Below are 23,422 nucleotides of genomic sequence, written 5' to 3'. Positions count from 1 at the left end.
AACCACTTCACTAGGTATTAGATCACTTGAATTATCGCACGCATATCGTTTCTTCCTTGTCCGAGATCGGCCAGGCCGCCTGGGATGGCTTGCTGGCACGGCAGGAAGACGCCAACCCGTTTCTTTCTTACGCCTTCCTGCATGCCCTGCACGAGTCGGGCAGCGCCGCGCCCGAGACCGGCTGGCAGCCGCAATACCTGGCGCTCTACGACGGAGACGCGCTGGCCGCCGCCCTGCCCCTGTACGTGAAGGGCCATTCCTACGGCGAGTACGTGTTCGACTGGGCCTGGGCCGACGCCTACCAGCGCCATGGCCTGGAGTACTACCCGAAGCTGCTGGCCGCCGTGCCCTTCACGCCGGTGGCCGGTCCGCGCCTGCTGGCGGTGGACGATGCCGCGCGCGCGGCCCTGATCGAGGTCTTGAAGGCGACGCAGCGCGCGACCGAGGTCTCGTCGACCCACATCCTGTTCCCGCCAGAGGAACACGCGCGCCAGTTGCAGGAGGCCGGCTTCCTGCTACGGAGCGGCGTGCAGTTCCACTGGCTCAATCCCGGCTACGCGAACTTCGAGGAATTCCTGGCCACGCTGGAGCAGAAGAAGCGCAAGAACATCCGCGCCGAGCGGCGCAAGGTGCGCGAGGCCGGCGTGACGCTGCGCCGGGTGCGCGGGTTTGACATCACCGACACCGACTGGAAGCTGTTCAACCGCTGCTACCGCCACACCTACGCGGCGCATTATTCGACGCCTTACCTGAACCTGGATTTCTTCCGCCGCATCGGGGAGACGATGCCGGAGAATATCCTGCTCGTGATCGCCGAACGCGAGGGCCGGCCGATCGCGTCTTCACTCGTCATCCATTCAGAGGACACACTATATGGCCGCTACTGGGGCGAACTGGAGCACGTGCCCTGCCTGCACTTCGAGGCGGCCTACTACCAGCCGCTCGAGTTCTGCATCGAGCAAGGCATCAAGACCTTCGAAGGGGGCGCCCAGGGCGAGCACAAGATGGCGCGCGGTTTCCTGCCGACGCGGACCTGGTCGGCGCACTGGCTGGCGCATCCCTCGTTCGCGGATGCAATCGAGCGCTTCCTGGAGCGGGAAGCGGGCGGGATCGACGATTACATGGATGAGTTGAACGAGCGGAATCCCTTCCGCGCTAGCGTTTAAAGCAACGAAGCATTCCTGTCGGAATTTTTTACACGGCCGTCCATAAAGTCAAGCACAAGCTCCTCTTAAAAAGTGGACTGATCGACACAACTTCTTGTTTCATAAGAATTTTTATTTCCATTTAGTACATATTGGCACGGGAATTGCATAGTTATCGTTGCTACTCAATAACTAGGGATTCCCATATGAAAATCAAAACCTTTGCTTCCGCAGCAGCGCTGTTCCTGGCATCCTTCACCGCGCAAGCGGCCGTTCTTACTTTCGACGACATCGCCGGCCAGTACGGTTACGGCACGCCCGGTCCCAGCATGAGCCTGACCGCCAATAGCCTGAGCTATACCGAGCAAGGCTACACCTTGACCCTGTACACGCCGAACAGCTATGCCTATAACACGCATATCGGCGATGTCACTTATGACCAGTCTTTCAACTGGCACGACGGCGATCTCAACGCTTATGGCGCGTACGTCAAGCTGACCCGCAACGACGGCGCTGCCTTCGACCTGAGCAGTTTCGATTATTCTTTGTTCTACGGCAGTATCCTGACAATCAGCGCCCCGGGCTACAGTGACATCACCATAGGCAACAGCGGTCATTACGCCTTCACGTACGCGGGCGTGAGCGAAGTGACCTTCTCCGGTCCGGGCAACTACGGCAGCATCGACAACCTGGTGCTGGCCGACGCCGCCACCGCCGAAGTGCCTGAGCCAGGCAGCATCGCCCTGCTGCTCGCCGGCCTTGGCCTGGCAGGCGCGGTGCGCCGCCGCAAGGCCTGATCGGCCTCGGTCCGATCACAGCGGCGCTGTTCATGCACGGCGCCGCGCAAAAAAAAAGGATTCACGCCGATCGTGAATCCTTTTTTTTTCGGATGCTGCGGGCGAGCGCAGGAGGGTCTCAGTTCCAGCCGCCCGCATTCGCGCTATAGACTTCCTGCTGACGGGCCTGCACGGCGGCCTGTTTGCGCATCACCGCTTCGGCGCGCGCATGGGCGCGGGCGACGAGGGTCGCTGCGATGGCGTTCAACAACTTGTTCATGTTCGACTCCTGGATTGCGCTGCATGTGCTGCAGCCGCCTGTTCAACGATCCTACCGTTATACGGGCGTTTACACGGAACATCCAATTCCGAGTAGCAATATCAGGTATCGCGCATGTGAATAGATTATTCGACATGCCTGGATAACCAGGCGCGCACGCCGGCCGGCGAACGAAAATCGGCTATCGAACGGCAGGCGATCTGCGGATGGCGCGCCGACAGCATGCGGGTGAGCGCCGCGCCCGGCCCCAGTTCCAGCGCGACCGTCACGCCTGCTTCCACCAGCGCGTCCATGCCGTCCTTCCAGCGGATCGGCTCGGCGAGCTGGCGCGACAGGTGTTCGACGGCGCGTTCCGCCACACCGATCGGTTCGGCCGTGATCCCGGAGACGACGGGTACCGCGGGCTCGCCCAGGGGCTGCTGCCGCAGCAGCGCGGCGAACGGCCCGACCGCCTTTGCCATGAAAGGCGTGTGAGAGGCCACCGTCACCGGCAGCAGGCTGGCCCTGCCCCCGGCCGCCTCGATCGCCTGCGCCAGCGCGGTGTGCGTGTCGTGTTCGCCGCCGGCGATCAGGCTGTCTTCGCCCGTCTCGATGGCGACGGCGAAACCGAAAGCGCGCGCCATCTCGGCCGCCACGCGGATCGGCAGGCCGGAGAGCGCGATCAGCGCCTGGCGCGGCGTGGCGGCCAGGCAGCCGTCCATCAAGCGTGCGCGCTGCGCCGCCAGCGTGACGGCGTCTTCGGGCCTCAGCGCACCGGCCACGCCGTAGGCGGACAGTTCGCCGATGCTGTAGCCGGCCACGATGTTTGGCGCCGGCAGGTCCGGTCCCAGCGCCATCCAGTTGGCGAGGGTCGCGGCCACCATCAGCGGCTGGGCGTAGCGGTTGGCGAACAGCAGCCCTTCGTCGGCCAGGATCGCCTCCACAGGCAGGTCGAGGCCGGCGCCCGCGAGCCAGGCGTAGAGTGCGGCGCCGGCGGCAGGATCGAGGCGCGCGAAGTCGAACATGGCCGGGCCCTGGGCGCCCTGGCCGGGACAGAGGAGCGCGAGCCGGCTATGCATCAGTCGCCCGGGCAGACGTCCTGCACCAGGCAGGCTGCGGCCAGCAAATCGGCCGCGCCGCCCGGCGACAGGCGCGCGGCGACGAAGGCGTGGTGACAGGCCAGCGCGCGCGCTTCCCAGCCGTCCGCGCCGGTGCCGCCGGCATCGACGAAGGCGCGCGCATGCCGCTGCACTGTGAGCGCGCCCTCCTCGCCGCCGCGGTGGTACAGGTTGGTGTCGCTGATGTGCCCCATCAGGGCGAACAGCGCGTCGATGCGGGCCCGGCGCGTGCCGCGCCCTGCGGCGAGGGTACGCCGCAGCGCCGGCAGCGCGACCTCGAATACCGAAGGCAGGCCGAGCGCGGCTTCTTCGCGCGCGCCGCTGGCGGCGTAGCGCTGGGCGGCGCGCAGGCCGTGCGAATCGCCGCTCGTCACTTGCGTGTGCGCGGCCAGCCCTTCGGCCCAGCGCAGCAGCAAGGTGGCGCGCACCGAGGCCGCCGTCAAGGGCGTGCCGCGCGCACGGCAGCTGCCGATCGCCGCGCACAGCAGGCCCAGGCAGAACACGGCGCCGCGGTGGGTGTTGATGCCGCCGGTGGCGGCCAGCATGCGCGCTTCGGCCGCGATGCCGAGGCGTTTCAGCGTCGTGAACGGTGCGTCTTCCATGCCGGCGCGGGTGATGTCGCGAAAGTAGTGGCGCAGCGCGAACAGGCTGCGCATGAAGGTCGCGGCCGTCATGTCGTCGTGGCTGCCGTTGTCGACCAGCGAGACGAGGCCCGGCTTCGGATACAGGGTCAGTTCCGCATACAGGCTGCGCACCGTCCGGCGCGCGATCGCCGCGCAAAAGGCCCGGTCGACCACCGGCCTGGCCGGGACGGGCACGGGCCGCTTCGGTCTGGCACGCCGCAGCGGCGCCTCGAGCATCAATTCAGGCATGCCTGTTCCTCCAGCGAAGCGAGCAGTTCGTCGATTCTCACCAGCGCGACGCGCGTCATTTCCTTGACCAGCACGCGGCTCGCAAGGGCTCCATCGCGCGCGGCCGCCAGTTCCTTCCACGCCACCGCGCGGCCGCCCGGGAAGACGATCTCGCCGTCCAGCGGCAGGGCTTGCGCGTGCGTGCGCAGCAGCGCCAGCGCGGCGTCCAGTTCGGCGACGCCGCCCGGCTGCAGCAGCAGGTCGATGTCGGAGCCGGCACGCAGGTAGGCCTGCCCGGTGATCGCCTGCAGCGCAGCCGATCCGTAGACGCGGATCGCCAGACCCTGGGCCTGGGCCTGCTGCGACAAAGCGGCAAGCGCCCCCTGCCAGTGCTGCGGCATGCCGGTCAGCTGGGCCAGCGGCAGCGGCGGCGCATGCCGGCACACGCCATCGAGGCCGACGCGTCCGCCGACGCGCAGCTTGCGTCCATCCTCCGCGCGCGGCGGCAAGGGAATCCCGACCGAAACCTGGCCAGGCGCCAGGTCGGCATCGGCCCGGCGCACGACGACCGGCCAGCCGGCCTCCCGCCAGCGCAGCAACGCGGGCGCCGCCTCGTCGGGCACCGTCCACACCGCCTCGCGCCAGCCTCCCTCGCTCAGCCAGAGCAGATCATGCCGGGCCAACATTGCTGCCCGTCCTGACCGCCTCCGCCACCTGCTGCGCCATGTGCCGTCCGCCGCGCTCCCGGCCCAGCGCCATGCGACGGTCCAGCGCGTCCGACTCGGCCAGCGCCGCCGCCAGCCGGCGCGCCAGGTCGCCTTCCCAGATCGCGTGCACGCCGCCCATGCGCAGGTAGTTCTCGGCGCCCGGCGCAAACACGGGATTGTCCTTGGCCAGCTCGGTCAGCCTTTCCTCCGGCACCTTGGTGATGCGCGCCATTGCCGGCAGTCCCATCACGCGAATGGTCGCCTGCGGCAGCGCGAAGCAGGCGTCGGCGATCAGGCCACTGGTGATGAAGCCGCCCGACAGGGCCTGGTCGTACACGAGCCCCAGCACCGTATGGCCCTGGCGCCGCGCGAAGTCGACGCATTTTCCCAGGTGCGCCATGTAGCTGTTAATGCCGAGCATTTCGTCGCGGTGGCGCAGGCGCTGGCCTTGCGTATCGACCAGGATCACGATCGGCCGTCCCGGATGATCCTGCACCGTCTGCAAGACCGCCTGGGCCTGGGCCAGCGCGATCTCGATGCCGATCGGCGCGTGGTCGGTGGTGCCGATCACGGCCACCGTGCGGCCGCTTACCTGGCCCGTCCCGGACAGGAAGTGTTCGCGTTCGGCGATGTCGTGCCCCTCCGGGAACAGCTGCGTCGCCAATGTCTGCCAATCCATCATCGTCCTCCTGCGCCGGTGCCGGCACGGTAGTTGTCGGCCAGCGCGACGAAGGCGTCGGCTTCGAGCATCGGAATCGCTTTCGGGTCGGGCACGCCGAGCGCGCGCCAGACTTCCATCGGCTCGATCTGGCCGCCGAAATCGCGCAGGCGCCGCGCCAGCATGTCCTGCTCGGCCAGCAGTTCGGCCAGGCTCAGGGGCACTTCGCTCGCCTGCGCTGCGGCAATCGCCGCGATCGCCGCCTGGCGGAACGCGTCGGTGTCGTCCGCCACCAGCGCCTGGCAATCGCCCAGCAGGTAGCGGTGCTTGCCGCCCGTGGTGCGCCAGACCAGGGCCCGGTCACGCGCATCGAATTCCTCGACGCCGTGCGCCGTCTCGATCACTTCCGGTCCCGACATCGCGAGGCGCCCTTCTTCCGACATGACGACCGCGTTCGCGCAGCGCGCCGTGATGCCCATTCCGCCGAAGCAGCCGTTGGCGCCGCCCACCAGCGCCACCACGGGTATCCCGGCGGCGCGTACGTCGAGAATGGCGCGCATGACTTCGGACACCGCGATCAGGCCGGCATTCGCCTCGTGCAGGCGCACGCCGCCCGACTCCAGCAGGAGCAGCACGGCGTGCGCGCCTTCGTCGACGGCGCGGCGCAGCATGCCCACCAGCTTGGCGCCATGGACTTCACCCACGGCGCCGCCCATGAAGCCGCCCTCCTGGGCCGCGCCGAACACGACCCGCCCGTCGAGCAGGCCGCGCCCGACGATCACGCCGTCGTCGAAGGAGACCGGCGCGTCGAGCTGGGCCAGGTGCGGGCTGACCACACGCGCGCTTGGGGGCAGGAATTCCTCGAAGCTGCCGGCGTCGAAGATGTGCGGAATGCGCTGGCGCGCCGAGAGTTCGAGATAGCTGCTCATGGCAGGCCTCCGGTCATCGATTCTACGGCCTGGTCCAGGCGCAGGCTGACCACCGCCGGCGTCGCGCCCATGTCGTTGATGCAGATGCGGGTGTCGGCCAGCTGCCAGCGCGCGTGGAAGTCGCGCATGACCGCCTCCCAGGTGGCGCCGAAGCCGACGGCGGCGGTGCGCACCTCGATCTCGCAGGCGCCGGACAAGGCGGCCGGCTCGATCAGCACTTCGAGGTTGCCCGAGCTGACCACGCCGACCAGCTGCGGCGTCCCCGCCGGTGGCTTGGCGCCCGCTTCAAAACGAAAATGCAGGGTTTCCATCCGTTCTCCTTACCAGTTCCTGAAGCGCTTCGGCGGCTCGTACAGGCCGCCCGATGCACGCACCAGGCCTTTCATGTTCTTCTCGGCCAGCAGGTCGCGCGTGGCCAGGCGTTTGTCGATGCCCAGGTCTTCGGGACGCTGGACGATGCCGCGGTCGCGCAGGTTCTCGACCATGCGCTTGTCGCGTCCCATGCCCACCGGCGTGTAGCCGGCCACGCCGCGGATCGCCTGCTCGCGCTCCTCGTCGCTGCGGCACAGCAGCAGGTTGGCGATGCCCTCTTCGGTCAGGATGTGGGTCACGTCCTCGCCGTAAATCATCACCGGGGGAATCGCCATGCCAGCCTGCTCGGCCAGCTGCCAGGCGTCGAGGCGCTCGACAAAAGCCGGCGCCATGTGCTCGCGGAAGGTCTCGACCATCTGCACCACCAGCTTCTGCCCGCGCGGGATGACGTTGCGCCCTTCGCGCGCCTGTCGTCCGGCCTTCAGCCAGCCCGGACTCGTGTGGCGCCGGCCGCGCGCATCCGACCCCATGTTCGGCGCGCCGCCGAAACCCGAGATGCGGCCCAGCGTCGCGGTCGAGGAATTGCCCTGCAAATCGATCTGCAGGGTCGAGCCGATGAACATGTCGCAGGCGTAGTGGCCGGCGGCCTGGGAAAAGGCGCGGTTGCTGCGCATCGAGCCGTCGGGACCGACGAAAAAGACGTCGGGCCGCGCGCGGATATAGTTTTCCATGCCCAGTTCCGAGCCGAAGGAGTGCACCGACTCGACGAAGCCGGCTTCGATCGCCGGGATCAGGGCCGGATGCGGGTTCAGCGCCCAGTGGCGCGCGATCTTGCCCTTCAGGCCGAGCTCGGCCGCATAGGTCGGCAGGATCAGTTCGATCGCGGCGGTGTCGAAACCGATGCCGTGGTTCAGGCGCTCGATCTTGTATTCGGCGTAGATGCCCTTGATCGCCATCATCGCCATCAAGACCTGGATCTCGGAGATCTGGGCCGGGTCGCGCGTGAACAGCGGTTCGATGTAGTAAGGCGTGGGCGATTCGACGACGAACTCGACCCAGCCGGACGGGATGTCCACGCGCGGCAGCTTGTCGACGATCTTGTTCACCTGGGCGATCACGATGCCGCTCTTGAAGGCGGTGGCTTCGACGATGGCCGGGGTGTCTTCGGTGTTCGGTCCGGTGTACAGGTTGCCCTCGCGGTCGGCCATTTCGGCGGCCACCAGCGCCACGCGCGGCGTCAGGTCGACGAAATAGCGCCCGAACAGTTCGAGATAGGTGTGGATCGCGCCGATATTCAGCTTGCCCGCCGCCGCCATCTTGGCCAGCCGCCCGGCCTGGGGACCGGAGAAGGAAAAGTCGAGGCGCGAGCCGATTCCCTTCTCGAAGACGTCGAGGTGCTCGGGCAGCGACAGCACGGACAGCAGCATGTGCAGGTCGTGCACGCGCTGCGGATCGAGTTTCGTCAGCGCCTTGCCGAGGAAGTCGGCCTGCTTCTGGTTGTTCCCTTCGAGGCAGACCCGGTCGCCGGATTCGAGCACCGCGTGCAGCAGCTCGACGATCTGGCCGGCGCCGACGATCTTGCCCGCGAGCGCAGGGCCGAGGGCTGCGCGGGCCCGTGCCAGCCGGGCCTCGCGATTGCTTTGCTGGCGGTTCCAGCGGTTTTCAGCTTCAGCCATGTAGATTCCTTTTTTAAAGCGCAAAGCAGACTCAGAGCACCACGAACAGCAGCCAGACCACGGGCGGCGCCACCAGCGTCACGATACCGCCATAAATCATCAGCTGGCGCAGGAATACGTCGCGGTCGATGCCCTGGGCATTGGCCAGCACCAGCGCGCCGTTGGTCGAGAAGGGGCTGACGTCGACGATGGTGGAGGCCACCGCCATCGCGGCGATGAAGCCGATCGGATCGACGCCGGTGCCCGCCTGCAGGAAGGGCACGGCCAGCGGGATGAGCGAACCCAGCACCGCTGTGCTCGATGCGAAGGCCGAGACCACGGCGCCGACGAAGCAGAGCAGCAAGGCCACCATCAGCGGCGAGGTCAGGCTGGCCACGCTGGTGCCGACAAACGAGATGGTGCCCATCTTTTCCATCACGCCGACATAGGTGCTGACGCCGACGATGAGCATGATTTCAGGCCACGAGACCTGGCCGATGGCGCGTTTCTGCACCTGCGGCGCCATGATCGACAGCAGCAGGCCGATGGTGACGGCGACGAAGCCGATGTCGAGCTTGTAGACCAGGGTCAGCACCGCCAGCGCGACCAGGCCGACGACGGTGGCCAGCTGCTGCAGCGTGGCGGGCGCATCGACGGCCGGTGCGGAAGCAGCGGCCGCGGCCGCGGCGCCCGCCCCGGGGCCGGTGGCGGTCAGCGCCTCCTGCGAGCGGGCCATCGTCAGCTTTTCCTCGCTCAGCGCTTCGCCTTCGGATTCGTCGTAGATCTGCGGTCCCTGCGCGGCGACCGCGACCTGGGTATTAAAGCCCGGCATGGTCATGCCGGCGCCGCCCTTGCCCGGCGCGGCCTGGCGCATCAGGCGCATGCCGCCGAACAGGAAGAACAGGATGACCGCCACGCCCAGGTTGACTCCCAGGCTCACGAAGGCCGTGGTCAGCTCGGAAATCGGCAAGCCCGCCTTCTGCACGATCTTGTTGGTGATGCCGCCGTAGATGCTGATCGGCGAGAAGCCGCCGCCCTGGGCGCCGTGGATCACCATCAGGCCCATCATCAGCGGATTGATGCCGTACTTGGCGGCGAAGCCGAGGGCGATCGGGGCGATGATCGCCACCGCCGCCGGGCTGACCGCGCCCACGGCCGTGAGCAGGGCCGCGATCGCGAACATCACCCAGGGAATGGCGGCAATCCTTCCGCCGACCGCGCGCAGGGCCAGCCGCACCAGCCAGTCGATGGTGCCGTTGTTCTGCGCCTGGGCGAACAGGAAGGTGATGCCGACCAGCGTGAGGAAGAGCTCGGCCGGGAAGCTGGCCATGATGGCCTTGGTCGTCATGCCGGCCGCCAGGGTGCCGACCAGGAAGGCGCCGACAAAGGCGATGACGCCCATGTTAATCGGCAAGATGGTGGCGATGATGAACATCAGCACCAGCGCATAGATCGAAAGCATATGAGAAGACACCGCCATCTCCTTCATGAAGTGCGCCGACTGTCGCGGCGCTTGTGTGAAACGTCTCCGTTGCATTGCCCTGCCCGGACACCGCAGGACGGCGGCCGGAAGAGGCATGCTCTTTTGTCAGTACTTTATGAAGCGCTAAGGTAACGTCGAAAGGCGCGGCGATCAATTACGGCCGGGTGAAGACGTTTACGGTCAGCGTAAGTGTTGGAGGTGCGCCCGCAGAGGAAGTTCAGCCGTTGCGATGTCTAAGCATGCGGCAAACGGCCGCCAGCGCGAGCAGGTTCGGATCACGTTCACGCACCCGCAGGAAGGACAGGCCAATCGTCTGGCGCAGCAGGAATTCCTTCTTCAAGGGGATCAGCTGCAGCTTGTCGCCGAACACGTCGCGCACCCGGCCCGGCAGCAGCGTGTACCCGATGCCGGCGCTGACCAGGTTCATCAGCGAGAAGATGTCGCCCGTCTTCATCACCACGGTCGGCTCGAAACCGGCGATGCGAAACGCGCCCTGGAAGCCGTGCAGGGTGGCGAAGCCGTCGCCGAGGCTCACGAATTTCTCGCCCGCGGTCTCGCGCAGGTCGATTTCCGCATGTCCCGCATACGGCGAGCCGGCGGGCGCGGCGAAGAAGATCTCGTCTTCGAACAGGGCGATCGATTCGAGCTCGGGGTCGGGATCGGGCATGGCCATCAGGGCGGCGTCGACCATGTTCTGCTTGAGCTTGTGCAGCAGCTCGGCGTTCGAGCCGAGCACGAGTTCGGTCTCGAGCTCGGGTTTGCGCAGCTTGATGCCGATGATCACCTCGGGCACCACTTGCGTGGTCAGCGAGTAGAGCGAGCCGATTTTGAGGCTGTCGGCCGAATAGCCGGCCGCCTGGCGCGTGGCGGCGATGCCCTCCCCCATCAGCTTGATGACTTCGCGGCTGGCCTCGGCCAGCACCTCGGCTGCCTCCGTCGGAATCAGGTTGCGGCCCTTTAGCGTGAACAGCTGGCAGCGCGTGCTTTCTTCCAGCGAATGAAGGGCGCGGTGCACGCTGACGGCGCTGATGTCGAGCTTGCGCGCGGCGGCGTTCAGGTTGCCGCCCTCCATGTAGGCGAGCAGGATTTCGAGCTTGCGAAAGGTGATCTCGTCGCTGATCTGGCTGCGCATGGTGTTATGGATACGTGGGACGGTTCAAACCATGGACATTACACGAACAACGAAGGCTGGCTGTCCGCATAGTCGCGCAGCAGGTTCCACACCGCTTTCACGCGGCGCAGGCGGTAGAGGTCGGTGGGTGCGGCCAGCCAGAACGAACGCTCGGCGAAGAAGCCGGGCAGCACCGGCACCAGGCTGCCGTCGGCAGGGATCGCATAGGGCGGCGCCATCATCAAGCCCATGCCGAGCGCGGCGGCTTCGATCTGGGCCGTCATGCCCGAACAGCACAGGCGCCGGCGCGGCGTGAAACCGAGTTCGTCGAGGTAGGACAGCTCGCGGCTGGCGAGGCGGTCCTGCACGTAGTCGACGAAGTAATGCTGGGACAGGTCGGACAGGCTGCGGATCGGCGCGTGCCGCGCCAGATACGATGGCGAGGCGTACAGGTAGAAGCGGAAGGAGGCCAGGCGCGTGACCATGTAGCGTCCGGTGGTGGGCGGATCGAGCATCACGCCGAGGTCCGCTTCGCGGTTGGCCAGGTTGGCGAAGCTCGGCAGCGCCAGCAGGTCGATGGTGAGATCGGGATTGGCGTCGAGCAGCCCGACCAGCAGCGGCGCCACCACCTTCACGCCGAACACTTCCGGCACGCCCAGGCGCACTACGCCGTGGGCCGCCACTTCCGCCCCGCCCAGCTGCTCGGCCGCGGCCAGGGCCGCGCCCTCCATCGCCTCGGCATGGGGCAGCAGCGCCAGGCCCATTTCGGTCAGCTCGTAGCCTTCGCGCGAGCGGTCGAACAGGGTCGTGCCGAGCTCCTTTTCCAGGCGGTCGATGCGGCGCGCCACCGTGGTGTGCTCGACGTCGAGCCGGCGCGAGGCGCCCGACAGGGTGCCGGCACGGGCCAGTTCGAGGAAGAAGCGCAGGTCGGTCCACTCGGGCAAGGTATTCATCGCGGCATTGTTCCTTATCAATATCCTCATTGTGCACCAGTGCACATTCTTCCCGCAATCAATTCCCGTATGCACGTTTGACGGCACGCAAATTGTGCACTTGCAGCATTTTCCCTCTACGCATAAGGCACCAAGCCGGTGCGGAAGGCTGTGCAATTACGCACAAGGGGTGGGCGTGCTGTTATCTTTTCAGCCAGTCCGAACAGGGGCACACTGCAACGCGTGCGATTCCGCGCCGCCGTCCTGCCAAGTATTCCAATAATTAGGAGACAAGAAATGCGCCTGACCGATAACAAAATGAATGTCATCAAACGTTCCGCCATGTCGACCGCCGTGCTGCTGGCCCTGTCCAGCGGCTTCATGGGCGCGGCCCACGCCCAGCAGGCGTCCGGCGCACCGGCACCCGACGGCGACACCGCCAGCGACGTCCAAAAGGTCGTCGTCACCGCGCGCCGCCGCGAGGAATCCCTGCAGGACGTGCCGGTCTCGGTCACCGCCTTCAGCGCCGACCAGCTCTCGAAACAGGGCGTGCCGGACGTGACCGCCCTCGCCCTCGCGCTGCCGAACACCACCCTGAAGGCCTCGCGCGCCACCAACTCGACCCTGACCGCCTTCATCCGCGGCGTCGGCCAGGCCGACCCGCTGGCCGGATTCGAGTCGGGCGTCGGCATCTACATCGACGACATCTACCTGGCGCGTCCGCAGGCGGCCGTAGCCGACATCTACGACGTCGAGCGCATCGAAGTGCTGCGCGGCCCGCAAGGCACGCTGTACGGCCGCAACACCATCGGCGGCGCCGTCAAGTATGTGACCCGCAAGCTCGGCCCGAAAACCGACGTGCGCCTGCGCGGCACCATCGGCGACTACGGCCAGAAGGAAGCCGTCGTCACCGCCAGCACCCCGGTCAGCGATACCCTGCGCATCGGCGGCACGGTCGCCCGCTTCAAGCGCGACGGCTTCGGCAAGAACCTGTTCACCGGCGCCGAGAACTACGACAAGGACGTCACCGCGCTGCGCTTATCAAGCGAATGGACGCCGACCCCTGACCTGTTCATCCGCGTCGCCGCCGACGGCACCCAGGACGATTCGAACCCGAAGAACGGCCACCGCCTGATCGTCGGCCGCACCAGCGGCGCACCCATCCTCCAGAACGAGTACGACACCCGCGCCAACCTGACCCGCGCGCTCGGCCACGAGCAGGAAGTCACCGCGCACGGCGTCTCGGCGCTGGTGGAATACCGCTTCAACGACCAGTTCACCCTGAAATCGATCACGGCCAGCCGCAAGGACAAGTCCTGGGCCCCGATCGACTTCGATTCGCTGTCGGTGGTCGACATGGAAGTGCCGGCGCTGTACACCAACGAGCAGACCAGCCAGGAATTCAACCTCACCTACACGGGCGACAAGATCCAGGGCGTGGCCGGCGTGTACTACATCGACGCCCAGGCCTACAACAAGTTCGACACCATCCTGGCCGGCGCCGTCCCGACCTCGACCTTCACCAGCGGCGACATCGGCACCAAGGCCTGGGCCGTCTACGCCGACGGCAGCTACAACTTCACCGATGCGCTGTCGCTCTCGCTGGGCGGGCGCTACACGGTCGACAAGCGTACCGCCTCGATCTACCGCCAGATCTACCTGGGTGCCGCCGGCACACCGGAGATGGGCAACCCGGGCGCCATCCTGTTCCGCACCGACACCGACCTGCGCTCGGGCCTGGAACGCGAGGACAAGAAGTTCACCCCGCGCGTCGCCGTCAACTACAAGCTCAACGCCGACCACAACGTCTACGCTTCGTACTCGGAAGGCTTCAAGGGCGGCGGCTTCGACCCGCGCCTGAACATCGTCGGCACCCGCATTCCGCTGTCGCAGGCGCGCGCCGGCTATGCGCCGGAAACCATCGAGACCTACGAGCTGGGCCTGAAGTCGGCCTTCAACGGCGGCCGCATCACGACCAACGCGGCCGTGTTCTACAGCGACTACCAGGACGTGCAGATTCCGGGTTCGGTGGCGATCGACACCAACGGCGACGGCCGCGACGACAGCTTCGCCGGCGTCACGACGAATGCCGGCAAGGCCAAGATCCGCGGCGTCGAACTGGAAGCCATCGCCAACCTGACGCGCGACTTCACCCTGGCCGGCATGTACAGCTACATCGACGCCGAGTACAAGCAGTACATCGTCGCCGGCGTCAACGTGGCCAACCAGCGCGTGTTCCAGAACACGCCGAAGAACTCGGCCAACCTGCGCGCCAACTACGACATCGCGATGCCGATCGCGGGTTACAACGGCAAGATCTCGCTGATCGGCAGCGTCTCGTACAAGGGCGCCACCAACCAGTTCGAAACCGTGTCGCTGCTGGACCAGGAGTCGTACAAGTTGTACGACGCCAGCATCGTCTGGACCCGCGCCGACGGCAAGATCCGCGCCGGCATCCACGGCAAGAACCTGAGCGACGAGCGCTACAAGACCGCCGGCTACCTGTTCCCGACCCTGGGCAACGAAGGCACGCTGACCGCCTTCTACGGCAATCCGCGCACGGTCTCGGCCACGCTCGAGTACCGCTTCTAAGCCCGCCGCGGGCAGCGTTTCCTCTTACCGGCGCCCTCTCCAGGGGCGCCGGTCGGGACGGTGCTGCCCGGCTCTTGGCTCAACAATAACAACAGGATCTGCCAGCGTGTCCACCTTTACACCAATCAGTTACCAGAGCACCGACGGGTTGGCGCTGTACGCACGCGACTACCCTTCCCAGGGCGGCCCGGCGCGCCTGCCGGTCGTCTGCCTGCACGGCCTGACACGCAACTCCGGCGATTTCGACGAGCTGGCGCCCGAGATCGCCCGCCTCGGCCGGCGCGTGATCGCCCCCGACGTGCGCGGCCGCGGCCACTCGGCGCGCGACCCGAATCCCGCCAACTACAACCCGGTCGTGTATGCCGGCGACGTCGTCAGGCTGCTGCACGACCTGGGGATCGCCCGCGCGGTTTTTGTGGGCACCTCGATGGGCGGCCTGATCACCATGACCCTGGCGGTGCGCAACCTCGAGCTGATCGCCGGCGCCGTGCTGAACGACGTCGGTCCGGTCCTGTCCGTGAAAGGCCTGGGACGCATCGCCGGCTACGCGGGGCGCTGCAATACGCTCGCCAACTGGGACGATGCGGCCGCCTACCTGAAAGACATCAATGGCTGCGCCTTTCCCGATTCCCCCGACGAGGAATGGGGCAAGTGGGCGCGGCGCGCCTTCGAGCAGGACGAATCGGGCAAGCTGGCGCTGCGCTACGACCCGAGTATTGCGATAGCATTGCAAACAGGTAAACTGCGTCCGACCTCGCTGGCCGCGCGTCTCGCCTTCAAGCGCCTCGCGCACAAGCGCCCGACGCTGCTGGTGCGCGGCGCGCTGTCGGACCTGGTCGAACCGGACCAGGCCGCGTGGATGCGGCGCGCCGCCCCCGCGATGCAGTACACCGAAGTGCCGAACGTCGGCCATGCGCCGATGCTCACCGAACCGGAAGCGCTCGACTCGATCCGCCAGTTCCTGAATCGGCTCCCGTGAAACGGCTTCCATAAAACAGCAATAGGAGACAGCATGCACCATCTCGTGAAACCACTCAGCGCCGCGATCCTGGTCGCCTTCGCCGCCACCGCCGCCCCATATGCGCTGGCCGCCGACGACTTGAAGATCGCCCTCATCGCCGGCAAGACCGGGCCTCTGGAAGCCTATGCCAAGGAAACGGAAACCGGCTTCATGATGGGCCTGGAATATCTCACCGGCGGCAAGATGGAGATCGGCGGGCGCAAGCTGAAGGTCATCGTCAAGGACGACCAGAGCAAACCTGACCTCGGCCGCACCCTGCTGGCCGAAGCCTACGGCGACGACAAGGTCGCGATCGCGGTGGGCACCACCTCTTCCGGCTCGGCGATCGCCATGCTGCCGGTGGCGAAGGAATACAAGAAGGTGCTGATCGTGGAGCCGGCCGTGGCCGACGCCATCACCGGCGACAAGTGGAACAAGTACATCTTCCGCACCGCGCGCAGCTCGATGCAGGACGCGCTGGCCGCGGCTTCCACCCTGAAAGGCGGCAGCGTCGCCTTCCTGGCCCAGGACTACGCTTTCGGGCGCGACGGCGTCAAGGCCGGCAAGGAAGCGCTGGCGGCGACCGGCAGCAAGGCCAAGGTGGTGCACGAGGAATACGCGCCGGCCACCGCCACCGACTTCACCGCGCCGACCCAGCGCCTGTTCGACGCATTGAAGGACAAGCCGCAGCCGCGCGTGCTGGGCATCGTCTGGGCCGGTCCGAACCCGATGAACAAGATCGCCGACATGAAGCCGGAGCGCTTCGGCATCTCGCTGGCCCCGGGCGGCAACATCCTGCCGGTGATGAAGACCTGGAAGAACTACGCCGGTACCGAAGGCACGATCTATTACTACTACGCCTTCCCGAAGAACAAGATGAACGACTGGCTGGTGCTTGAGCACACCAAGCGTTTCAAGGCACCGCCCGACATGTTCACCGCCGGCGGCTTCGCCGCGGCCAGCGCCGTGTTCAACGCCCTGTCCAAGGTCCCGAGCGGGAATGGCGACCAGCTGGCGGCGGCGATGGAAGGCATGACGTTCGAGACGCCCAAAGGTCCGATGAGCTTCCGCAAGGAAGACCACCAGGCGCTGCAGTCGATGTACCACTTCCGCATCAAGAAGGACCAGAAGAACGAATGGGACCTGCTGGAACTGGTGCGCGAGATCCCGACCGCGGAGCTGCCGCTGCCGGTCCGCAACAAGCGCTGAGATGGCAAACGCTCCAGCACAGCAGCCGTCGCTGTCCACGCGCGACTTGACGATCCGCTTCGGCGGACACGTCGCCGTGAACGCGGTGACGGCCGATTTCTATCCCGGCACGCTGACCGTGATCGTCGGCCCGAACGGGGCCGGCAAGACCACCTACTTCAACCTGGTCTCGGGCCAGCTGCCGGCGACGTCCGGCAGCGTGCTGCTCAAGGGCGTCGACGTCACCCGCGCAGGCGCCGCGCGCCGCACGCGCCTGGGCATCGGCCGCGCCTTCCAGCTGACCAACCTGTTCCCCAATCTGACGGTGATGGAAAACGTGCGCCTGGCCGTGCAAAGCCGCGCCGGGCTCGGGATGAACATGTTCTCGGTCTGGTTCGGGCACAAGGAACTCATCGCCCGCGCCGAACACTATCTGGAGCGCGTGGCGATGCAGGGCAAGCGCGAGATGCGCGTCGGCGCCCTCTCGCATGGCGACCAGCGCAAGCTGGAAGTGGCGATCCTGCTGGCGCTGGAACCGGACATCCTGATGTTCGACGAACCCACCGCCGGCATGAGCGTGGACGAAGTGCCGGTCGTGCTCGACCTGATCCACGCCGTGAAGCGCGACGCCAACAAGACCGTGCTGCTGGTCGAGCACAAGATGGACGTGGTGCGCCAGCTGGCCGACCGCATCATCGTGCTGCACAACGGGACCTTAGTGGCCGACGGCATCCCCGGCGAAGTCATGCAATCGAAGATCGTACAGGAAGCCTATCTTGGAACACCGGAAACCGAACATGCCTGACAAACTGGGCTCTCAACCCGTCTTGACTCTCTCCGGCGTGCACACCCACATCGGCCAGTACCACATCCTGCAAGGCGTCGACCTGGCCGTGCCGCGCGGCGGCCTGTCGGTGCTGCTGGGCCGTAACGGCGCCGGCAAGACCACCACCCTGCGCACCATCATGGGCCTGTGGAAGGCCAGTTCCGGCCGCATCGTCTTCGACGGCCAGGACATTACCAAGCTCGCCACGCCCGACATCGCGCGCGCCGGCATCGCCTACGTCCCGGAAAGCATGGCCGTGTTCTCGGATCTGACCGTGCGCGAGAACCTGCACCTGGCGGCACGAAACGGGCCAATGGATTCGGCCCGTATCGAATGGATCTTCGGCTTCTTCCCGGCTCTGAAAAAATTCTGGAACTACCCGGCGGGGAATCTTTCGGGCGGCCAGAAGCAGATGGTGGCGATTGCGCGCGCGATCGTCGAACCGCGGAAGCTGCTGCTGGTGGACGAGCCGACCAAGGGCCTGGCGCCCGCCATCGTGCAAAGCCTGATCGCGGCCTTCCGCGAGCTGAAGGAAACCGACACCACCATCCTGCTGGTCGAACAGAACTTCAATTTCGTGCGTTCGCTCGGCGACACGGTGAGCGTGATGGACGACGGCCGCGTGGCCCATGCAGGCAGCATGGCGGCGCTGGCCAATGACGACGAGCTGCAGCAGCGCCTGCTCGGCCTGTCGCTCGACTCCCACCAATAGGATGCAAACGATGAGTGCAACCCTGCCCCTTCCCAAAGCAGCGGACACGCCGTTGCCGAGCGCGCCGCGCGACATCGCGCCGCTGCTGCTCATTCCCGTGCTGGCCCTGCTCATGCTGCCGCTGGTCGGCAGTTTCCCGACCTGGGTGACGCTTACCGTCGCCGGCCTCGCCATGGGCATGATGATCTTCATCATGGCCAGCGGTCTGACCCTCGTGTTCGGCCTGATGGACGTGCTGAACTTCGGCCACGGCGCCTTCGTCTCGGTCGGCGCCTTTGCCGCGACCATGGTGCTGCTGCCGATGCGCGGCTGGATGGAAGCCGATTCGCTGCTGATGAATCTCGCCGTGCTGGGCCTCGCCGTCACGCTGGCGATGGTCGTCACGGCCTTGCTGGGCTGGGCCTTCGAGCGGATCATCATCATGCCGGTCTACGGCCAGCATTTGAAACAGATCCTGATCACGATGGGCGGCATGATCGTCGCCGAGCAGCTGATCAACGTGATCTGGGGCGCGGAAACCATCCCGCTGCCGCTGCCGACCTCCCTGCGCGGCGCGATCTTCCTGGGCGACGCCGCGATCGAAAAATACCGCCTGCTGGCGGTGGTGGTCGGTCTCATCGTGTTCGCGCTGCTGTTCCTGACCCTGAACCGCACCAAGATCGGCCTCCTGATCCGCGCCGGCGTCGAGAACCGCGACATGGTCGAAAGCCTGGGCTACCGCATCCGGCGCCTGTTCGTGGCCGTGTTCGCGGCTGGTTCGGCGCTGGCCGGCCTGGGCGGCGTGATGTGGGGCCTGTACAAGGAAACCCTGTCGGCCGCGATGGGCGGCGAGACCATCGTCATGATCTTCATCGTCATCATCATCGGCGGCCTGGGTTCGGTCGGCGGGTGCTTCATCGGCGCGCTGCTGATGGCGCTGGTGGCCAACTACGCCGGCTTTCTCGCGCCGAAATTCGCGCTGGTCTCGAACATCGTCCTGATGATCGCGGTGCTGATGTGGCGTCCGGCCGGCCTGTATTCGAAATCGCGGGGTTAATCAGATGACTCGACTTCTCTCCGGCGACCTGCCGCGCAGCCGCATCCTGACCCTGGTGCTGCTGCTGGTCTTCCTCGGCCTGGCCTTTGCGCCCTTCCTCACGCAAGGCGCGCGGCCGCTCAACACGGCGGCCACGATCTGCGTCTACATCGTGCTGGTGGCGTCCTATGACCTGCTGCTCGGCTATACCGGCATCGTCTCCTTCGCGCACACGATGTTCTACGGGATCGGCGCCTACGGCATCGGCCTCGGGCTGGCCTCGGTGGACGAGCCGACCTGGTCGGCGGCGCTCACGGGCCTCGGCCTCGCGCTGCTGCTGGCGCTGGGCCTGGCCTTCCTGGTCGGCCTGTTCGCCCTGCGCGTGCGCGCCATCTTCTACGCGATGATCACGCTGGCCGTGGCCTCCTCCTTCGCCGTGCTGGCGTCCCAGCTGTCGGACTTCACCGGCGGCGAGGACGGCAAGACCTTCAGCGTACCCGAAGTGCTTTCGCCCGGCTTTACCTTGATGGAGAACGAAGTGTTCGGGCGCGCCATCGACGGCAAGCTGCTCACCTATTACCTGGTGTTCTTCGGCTGCCTGGTGCTGTTCCTGTTCCTGCTGCGCCTCGTGAATTCGCCTTTCGGCCGCGTGCTGCAGGCGATCCGAGAAAACGAGTTCCGCGCCGAGGCGCTGGGCTACCGCACCGTCGTCTACCGCATCTGGGCCAACTGCCTGGCGGCCCTGGTGGCGGCACTGGCGGGCGCGCTGATGGCCCTGTGGCTGCGCTATGTCGGCCCGAAGACCTCGCTCGGCTTCGAAGTGATGACCGACATCCTGCTGATCGTCGTCATCGGCGGCATGGGCACGATGTATGGCGCGGTGGTCGGCGCCGCCCTCTTCATCCTGGCGCAGAACTACCTGAAGGAACTGATGGGCCACGCCTCCACCGCGATGGAAGGCGTGCCGCTGCTGGCCGCCGCGCTGCATCCGGACCGCTGGATGCTGTGGCTCGGCGTGCTGTTCGTGCTGTCGATCTACTTCTTCCCGATCGGAATCGTCGGCAAGCTGCGCCTGCGCGGCATCCTGGCCAAGCGCTGATCCTTTCCTGCGGGCGGCGTCCGCCGCCCGTACCCCTCCTCTTCTTGCACCAACATGGTGCAAATTCCTGCTCCAGGGCACAGGTATTCCTGCCCGCTCCAGCGCAAAGCACATTCAAGCCAGATCAAGGTTCGTGCCCGTTCAGCTCATATGATGGATCGGGCCGGTTCCTGAACCAACGCGGGCCGGCATGGTCCGAGTCGTATCGGTGGTGCCGCCGGCACTGCCGTCGTACCTGATGTTGGCCCCTGGCCTGGGGCGCTTGAGTCTCATGCGCCGCAAGCCGTCGAACTGAAGCTTGAGCGGAGACCCACCATGTCCTACAAAAACTACCTCGCAGTTCTGCCCTGCGCCGCATTTTGCGCCGGCCTGCCGCCGGCAGCCGCTGCCCAGGAACACACGCAGGCGCCCCCATCCGGCGCACAACCATCCCAGGCCCAGCCATCCGCCGTGCAGCACCCCAGCCCGGCCCAGTCGGGAATGATCGTCGTGCGCGACGCCCAGACCGGCCAGCTGCGCGCCCCGACGGCAGCCGAAGCCCGCGCGCTGAGCCCAAGCCCGGCGATGTCGGCCGCCATGCGCGCCACGCCGCCGGCGCTGGTCGCGCATCCGGGCGGCAGCAAGCAGGTCAAGCTCGGCGAGCGCGGCCTGGTCTATTCGGTCGTCACGCGCGGCGCCGACGGCAAGCTGCACGACCAGTGCGTGCAGGGAGCCGCCGCCGCGGAGAAAGCCGTCCACGCCCCCGCATCCGCCGCGCACCATGAGGAACATCGCCATGACTAAGACCGCCAAGATCCTGTCGTCCCTGCTCCTCTCCGGCGCCGTCCTCGCCGGCACCGTTGCCGGCGCCCAGGCCGCCACCATCACCATCGTCAACCAGAACGCGCCGGGCATCGGCTTCAACGACCCGACGCCGGCCGCCCCCGTCGGCGGCAATACCGGCACCACGCTCGGCCAGCAGCGCCTGATCGCCTTCCAGCACGCGGCCGACGTCTGGGGCGCCACCCTCAGCAGCAATGTGCCGATCCGCATCGGCGCCTCCTTCGTGCCGCTGTCCTGCACCGAGAGCAGCGCCGTGCTGGGCTCGGCGGGCGCCAACGAGATCTGGTCCGACTTCACCAACGCCCCGCGCACGAATACCTGGTACCCGAGCGCGCTGGCCAGCAAGCTGGCCGGAACGGATGTCGCCACACCGGGAGAGCCGCACATCATCGCGCGCTTCAATTCGCGCCTGGGCCTGTTCCCGGACTGCCTGCCAGGTCCCGGCTTCTATCTCGGCCTCGACAACAATGCCGGCGAAGCGATCGACCTCGTCACCGTGCTGCTGCACGAGATGGCGCACGGCCTCGGCTTCCAGACCTTCACCGACGACGAGACCGGTGCCGAAATCAACGACATTCCCTCGGTCTGGGATCACTTCCTGATCGACAACCGCAGCGAGCAGCTGTGGGTCAACATGACGCCGGAACAGCGGGTGGCCTCGGCCATCAGCGTCAACGGCCTGTCGTGGAACGGCCCCATCGTCACCGCGGCCTTGCCGGCAGTGCTCGATCCGCAGTCGCGCCTGACCATCTTCGGCAAGGCCGCCGGGAAGGCCGCCGGCGACTACGCGGTCGGCGACGCGTCCTTCGGTCCGCCGCTCGGCCGCAAGCCCGTCAAGGGGCAGGTCATGCCGGTGATCGACCAGCCGGACGGCACGGGTCTCGCCTGCGCGCCGCTGAGCAAGCAGCAGGCCTGGACCATCCGCGGCAACATCGCGCTCGTCTCGCGCGGCACCTGTGCGTTCGTGGACAAGGCGCGCAACGTGCAGGCGGCCGGCGCCATCGGCATGATCGTGGCCGACAATGCGACGGGCGCGCCGACCGGCATGAGCGGCAGCGATCCGAGCATCAGGATCCCCTCGGTGCGCATCAGCCAGGCGGACGGCGTGAGGCTGCGTGCGGCGCTGCAATCGCGCAGCCGCCACCGCTCGAACGTGCTGGCCAGCCTCGGCGTCTACAAGCACCGCCTGGCCGGCGCCGACGATCAGCGCCGCATCCTGATGTACACGCCGAATCCGAACCAGCCCGGCTCCTCGACCTCGCACTACACCACCGAGGCCAAGCCGAACCAGCTGATGGAGCCGTCGATCAACGCGGACCTGTCGCACACGGTGACGCCGCCGCGCGATCTTACTTACCCCTTGCTGCGCGATATTGGCTGGTAAGCACACCGGCCCGGTGACACTGCAATAAAAAAAGGCCCGGCCACCTTCGTGGTGCCGGGCCTTCCTACGACAAGCAAAGAATTACTTCTGCTCTTTTGCCTTGTATGCAGCAACGCCGTTGACGATTTCTTCCTTGGCGGCTTCAGGGCCTTCCCAACCTTCGACCTTGACCCACTTGCCTTTTTCGAGGTCCTTGTAGTGCTCGAAGAAGTGCTGGATCTGCTGCAGGCGCAGGTCTTGCAGGTCTTCCGGCTTTTGCCAGTGGCTGTAGATCGGCAGGATCTTGTCGACAGGCACGGCCAGGATCTTGGCATCGCCGCCGGCTTCGTCGGTCATCTTCAGCACGCCGATGGCGCGGCAGCGCACGACGACGCCCGGGATCAGCGGGAACGGGGTGATGACCAGCACGTCGCATGGGTCGCCGTCGTCCGACAGGGTCTGCGGAACATAGCCGTAGTTGCACGGGTAGTGCATCGCGGTGCCCATGAAGCGGTCGACGAAGATCGCGCCGGTGTCCTTGTCCACTTCGTACTTGATCGGATCGGCGTTCATCGGGATTTCGATGATGACGTTGAAGTCGTTCGGCACATCGCGGCCGGCTGGGACGTTGTTGAGGCTCATGAGCTAATCCTTGGTTGCTGAAAATTCAATAAAGGGAGGCATTATATCTAATCGGCATACGCTTGTGCGGCGCAGCAGCTTGCCGTGCGGATTGGTCGCTTAGGATCTTGTTGCACCACTCGTAAGGTGGGCGGCTCTACCTTACCGACGATCGAACGCGCTGCGAATGCCGCCCACGCGTTCAGCGCACGGCTCCGGGTCGAGTCGCGGTTCGCATCCGTCTGTTG

General features: G+C 66.5%; 23 protein-coding genes. 11 read left to right on the top strand and 12 right to left on the bottom strand.

Going from position 1 to position 23,422, the window contains the following annotated elements:
- Positions 1–26 precede the first annotated feature (26 nt).
- Entirely contained in the window at positions 27–1,166 is a 1,140-nt protein-coding gene (locus ACFPQ5_RS22275) for a GNAT family N-acetyltransferase (protein ID WP_379760925.1), read from the top strand.
- 185 nt (positions 1,167–1,351) lie between these two features.
- Positions 1,352–1,942: a PEP-CTERM sorting domain-containing protein gene (locus tag ACFPQ5_RS22270; RefSeq protein ID WP_379760923.1), complete on the top strand. Its 591-nt coding sequence runs from the start codon at positions 1,352–1,354 to the stop codon at positions 1,940–1,942.
- A gap of 118 nt (positions 1,943–2,060) precedes the next feature.
- On the opposite strand, the gene ACFPQ5_RS22265 is transcribed toward ACFPQ5_RS22270, so the two are convergent.
- From ACFPQ5_RS22265 to ACFPQ5_RS22215, 11 genes are all read right to left on the bottom strand, one after another.
- Positions 2,061–2,201, bottom strand: a complete 141-nt coding sequence (locus ACFPQ5_RS22265; protein WP_379760921.1) for a hypothetical protein — start codon at positions 2,199–2,201, stop codon at positions 2,061–2,063.
- Between the two features lie 125 nt (positions 2,202–2,326).
- On the bottom strand, positions 2,327–3,259 hold the full coding sequence (locus tag ACFPQ5_RS22260) for an ACP S-malonyltransferase (protein ID WP_379760919.1): 933 nt from the start codon (positions 3,257–3,259) through the stop codon (positions 2,327–2,329).
- Entirely contained in the window at positions 3,259–4,170 is a 912-nt protein-coding gene (gene mdcB / locus ACFPQ5_RS22255) for a triphosphoribosyl-dephospho-CoA synthase MdcB (protein ID WP_379760917.1), read from the bottom strand. Before mdcB ends, ACFPQ5_RS22260 begins: the two co-directional genes overlap by 1 nt.
- On the bottom strand, positions 4,158–4,835 hold the full coding sequence (mdcG, locus tag ACFPQ5_RS22250; RefSeq protein ID WP_379760915.1) for a malonate decarboxylase holo-[acyl-carrier-protein] synthase: 678 nt from the start codon (positions 4,833–4,835) through the stop codon (positions 4,158–4,160). Before mdcG ends, mdcB begins: the two co-directional genes overlap by 13 nt.
- A complete protein-coding gene (gene mdcE, locus ACFPQ5_RS22245) occupies positions 4,819–5,535 on the bottom strand; it encodes a biotin-independent malonate decarboxylase subunit gamma (RefSeq protein ID WP_379761396.1) in 717 nt (238 codons plus the stop codon). Before mdcE ends, mdcG begins: the two co-directional genes overlap by 17 nt.
- Positions 5,535–6,443: a biotin-independent malonate decarboxylase subunit beta gene (locus ACFPQ5_RS22240; RefSeq protein ID WP_379760913.1), complete on the bottom strand. Its 909-nt coding sequence runs from the start codon at positions 6,441–6,443 to the stop codon at positions 5,535–5,537. The genes mdcE and ACFPQ5_RS22240 overlap by 1 nt, the downstream gene beginning before the upstream one ends.
- Positions 6,440–6,754 (bottom strand): malonate decarboxylase acyl carrier protein, encoded by a 315-nt coding sequence (gene mdcC, locus ACFPQ5_RS22235; protein ID WP_379760911.1) that lies wholly within the window; start codon positions 6,752–6,754, stop codon positions 6,440–6,442. Before mdcC ends, ACFPQ5_RS22240 begins: the two co-directional genes overlap by 4 nt.
- Before the next feature lie 9 nt (positions 6,755–6,763).
- Positions 6,764–8,431, bottom strand: a complete 1,668-nt coding sequence (gene mdcA, locus ACFPQ5_RS22230; RefSeq protein ID WP_379760909.1) for a malonate decarboxylase subunit alpha — start codon at positions 8,429–8,431, stop codon at positions 6,764–6,766.
- A 31-nt stretch (positions 8,432–8,462) separates the two neighbouring features.
- Positions 8,463–9,884, bottom strand: a complete 1,422-nt coding sequence (locus ACFPQ5_RS22225; RefSeq protein WP_379760907.1) for an SLC13 family permease — start codon at positions 9,882–9,884, stop codon at positions 8,463–8,465.
- 226 nt (positions 9,885–10,110) lie between these two features.
- Complete coding sequence (locus ACFPQ5_RS22220; RefSeq protein ID WP_379760905.1) at positions 10,111–11,025, bottom strand: LysR family transcriptional regulator; 915 nt, start codon at positions 11,023–11,025, stop codon at positions 10,111–10,113.
- A 38-nt stretch (positions 11,026–11,063) separates the two neighbouring features.
- Entirely contained in the window at positions 11,064–11,957 is an 894-nt protein-coding gene (locus ACFPQ5_RS22215) for a LysR family transcriptional regulator (protein WP_379760903.1), read from the bottom strand.
- A gap of 297 nt (positions 11,958–12,254) precedes the next feature.
- On the opposite strand from ACFPQ5_RS22215, the gene ACFPQ5_RS22210 reads away from it, so the two are divergent.
- The 9 genes from ACFPQ5_RS22210 (at position 12,255) to ACFPQ5_RS22170 (ending at position 22,574) form a co-directional block, all read left to right on the top strand.
- Positions 12,255–14,528: a TonB-dependent receptor gene (locus ACFPQ5_RS22210; RefSeq protein WP_379760901.1), complete on the top strand. Its 2,274-nt coding sequence runs from the start codon at positions 12,255–12,257 to the stop codon at positions 14,526–14,528.
- A 106-nt stretch (positions 14,529–14,634) separates the two neighbouring features.
- A complete protein-coding gene (locus ACFPQ5_RS22205) occupies positions 14,635–15,507 on the top strand; it encodes an alpha/beta fold hydrolase (RefSeq protein ID WP_379760899.1) in 873 nt (290 codons plus the stop codon).
- 33 nt (positions 15,508–15,540) lie between these two features.
- Positions 15,541–16,737 carry a substrate-binding domain-containing protein gene (locus tag ACFPQ5_RS22200; protein WP_379760897.1) on the top strand — a complete coding sequence of 399 codons (1,197 nt, stop codon included), beginning with the start codon at positions 15,541–15,543 and terminating at the stop codon, positions 16,735–16,737.
- Between the two features lies 1 nt (position 16,738).
- Positions 16,739–17,521 (top strand): ABC transporter ATP-binding protein, encoded by a 783-nt coding sequence (locus ACFPQ5_RS22195; RefSeq protein WP_379760895.1) that lies wholly within the window; start codon positions 16,739–16,741, stop codon positions 17,519–17,521.
- Complete coding sequence (locus tag ACFPQ5_RS22190) at positions 17,514–18,254, top strand: ABC transporter ATP-binding protein (RefSeq protein ID WP_379760893.1); 741 nt, start codon at positions 17,514–17,516, stop codon at positions 18,252–18,254. The genes ACFPQ5_RS22195 and ACFPQ5_RS22190 overlap by 8 nt, the downstream gene beginning before the upstream one ends.
- A gap of 10 nt (positions 18,255–18,264) precedes the next feature.
- Positions 18,265–19,290, top strand: a complete 1,026-nt coding sequence (locus ACFPQ5_RS22185; RefSeq protein WP_379760891.1) for a branched-chain amino acid ABC transporter permease — start codon at positions 18,265–18,267, stop codon at positions 19,288–19,290.
- Between the two features lie 4 nt (positions 19,291–19,294).
- Positions 19,295–20,368, top strand: a complete 1,074-nt coding sequence (locus ACFPQ5_RS22180) for a branched-chain amino acid ABC transporter permease (protein ID WP_379760889.1) — start codon at positions 19,295–19,297, stop codon at positions 20,366–20,368.
- A 315-nt stretch (positions 20,369–20,683) separates the two neighbouring features.
- Entirely contained in the window at positions 20,684–21,151 is a 468-nt protein-coding gene (locus tag ACFPQ5_RS22175) for a post-PEP-CTERM-1 domain-containing protein (protein ID WP_379760887.1), read from the top strand.
- The gene (locus ACFPQ5_RS22170) at positions 21,144–22,574 is read left to right on the top strand and encodes a PA domain-containing protein (RefSeq protein WP_379760885.1); all 1,431 of its coding nucleotides are present in this window, start codon (positions 21,144–21,146) and stop codon (positions 22,572–22,574) included. Before ACFPQ5_RS22175 ends, ACFPQ5_RS22170 begins: the two co-directional genes overlap by 8 nt.
- Positions 22,575–22,655: 81 nt before the next feature.
- Here ACFPQ5_RS22170 and ppa read toward each other — a convergent pair whose 3' ends face one another.
- A complete protein-coding gene (ppa, locus tag ACFPQ5_RS22165) occupies positions 22,656–23,195 on the bottom strand; it encodes an inorganic diphosphatase (RefSeq protein WP_379760883.1) in 540 nt (179 codons plus the stop codon).
- Between the last annotated feature and the right edge of the window lie 227 nt (positions 23,196–23,422).

The organism is Massilia suwonensis (assembly GCF_042655665.1).
Lineage (GTDB): Bacteria > Pseudomonadota > Gammaproteobacteria > Burkholderiales > Burkholderiaceae_D > Telluria > Telluria suwonensis.
The sequence above is the reverse complement of the archived record's forward strand: the minus strand, read 5'-3'. Positions and strand labels throughout refer to the sequence as shown.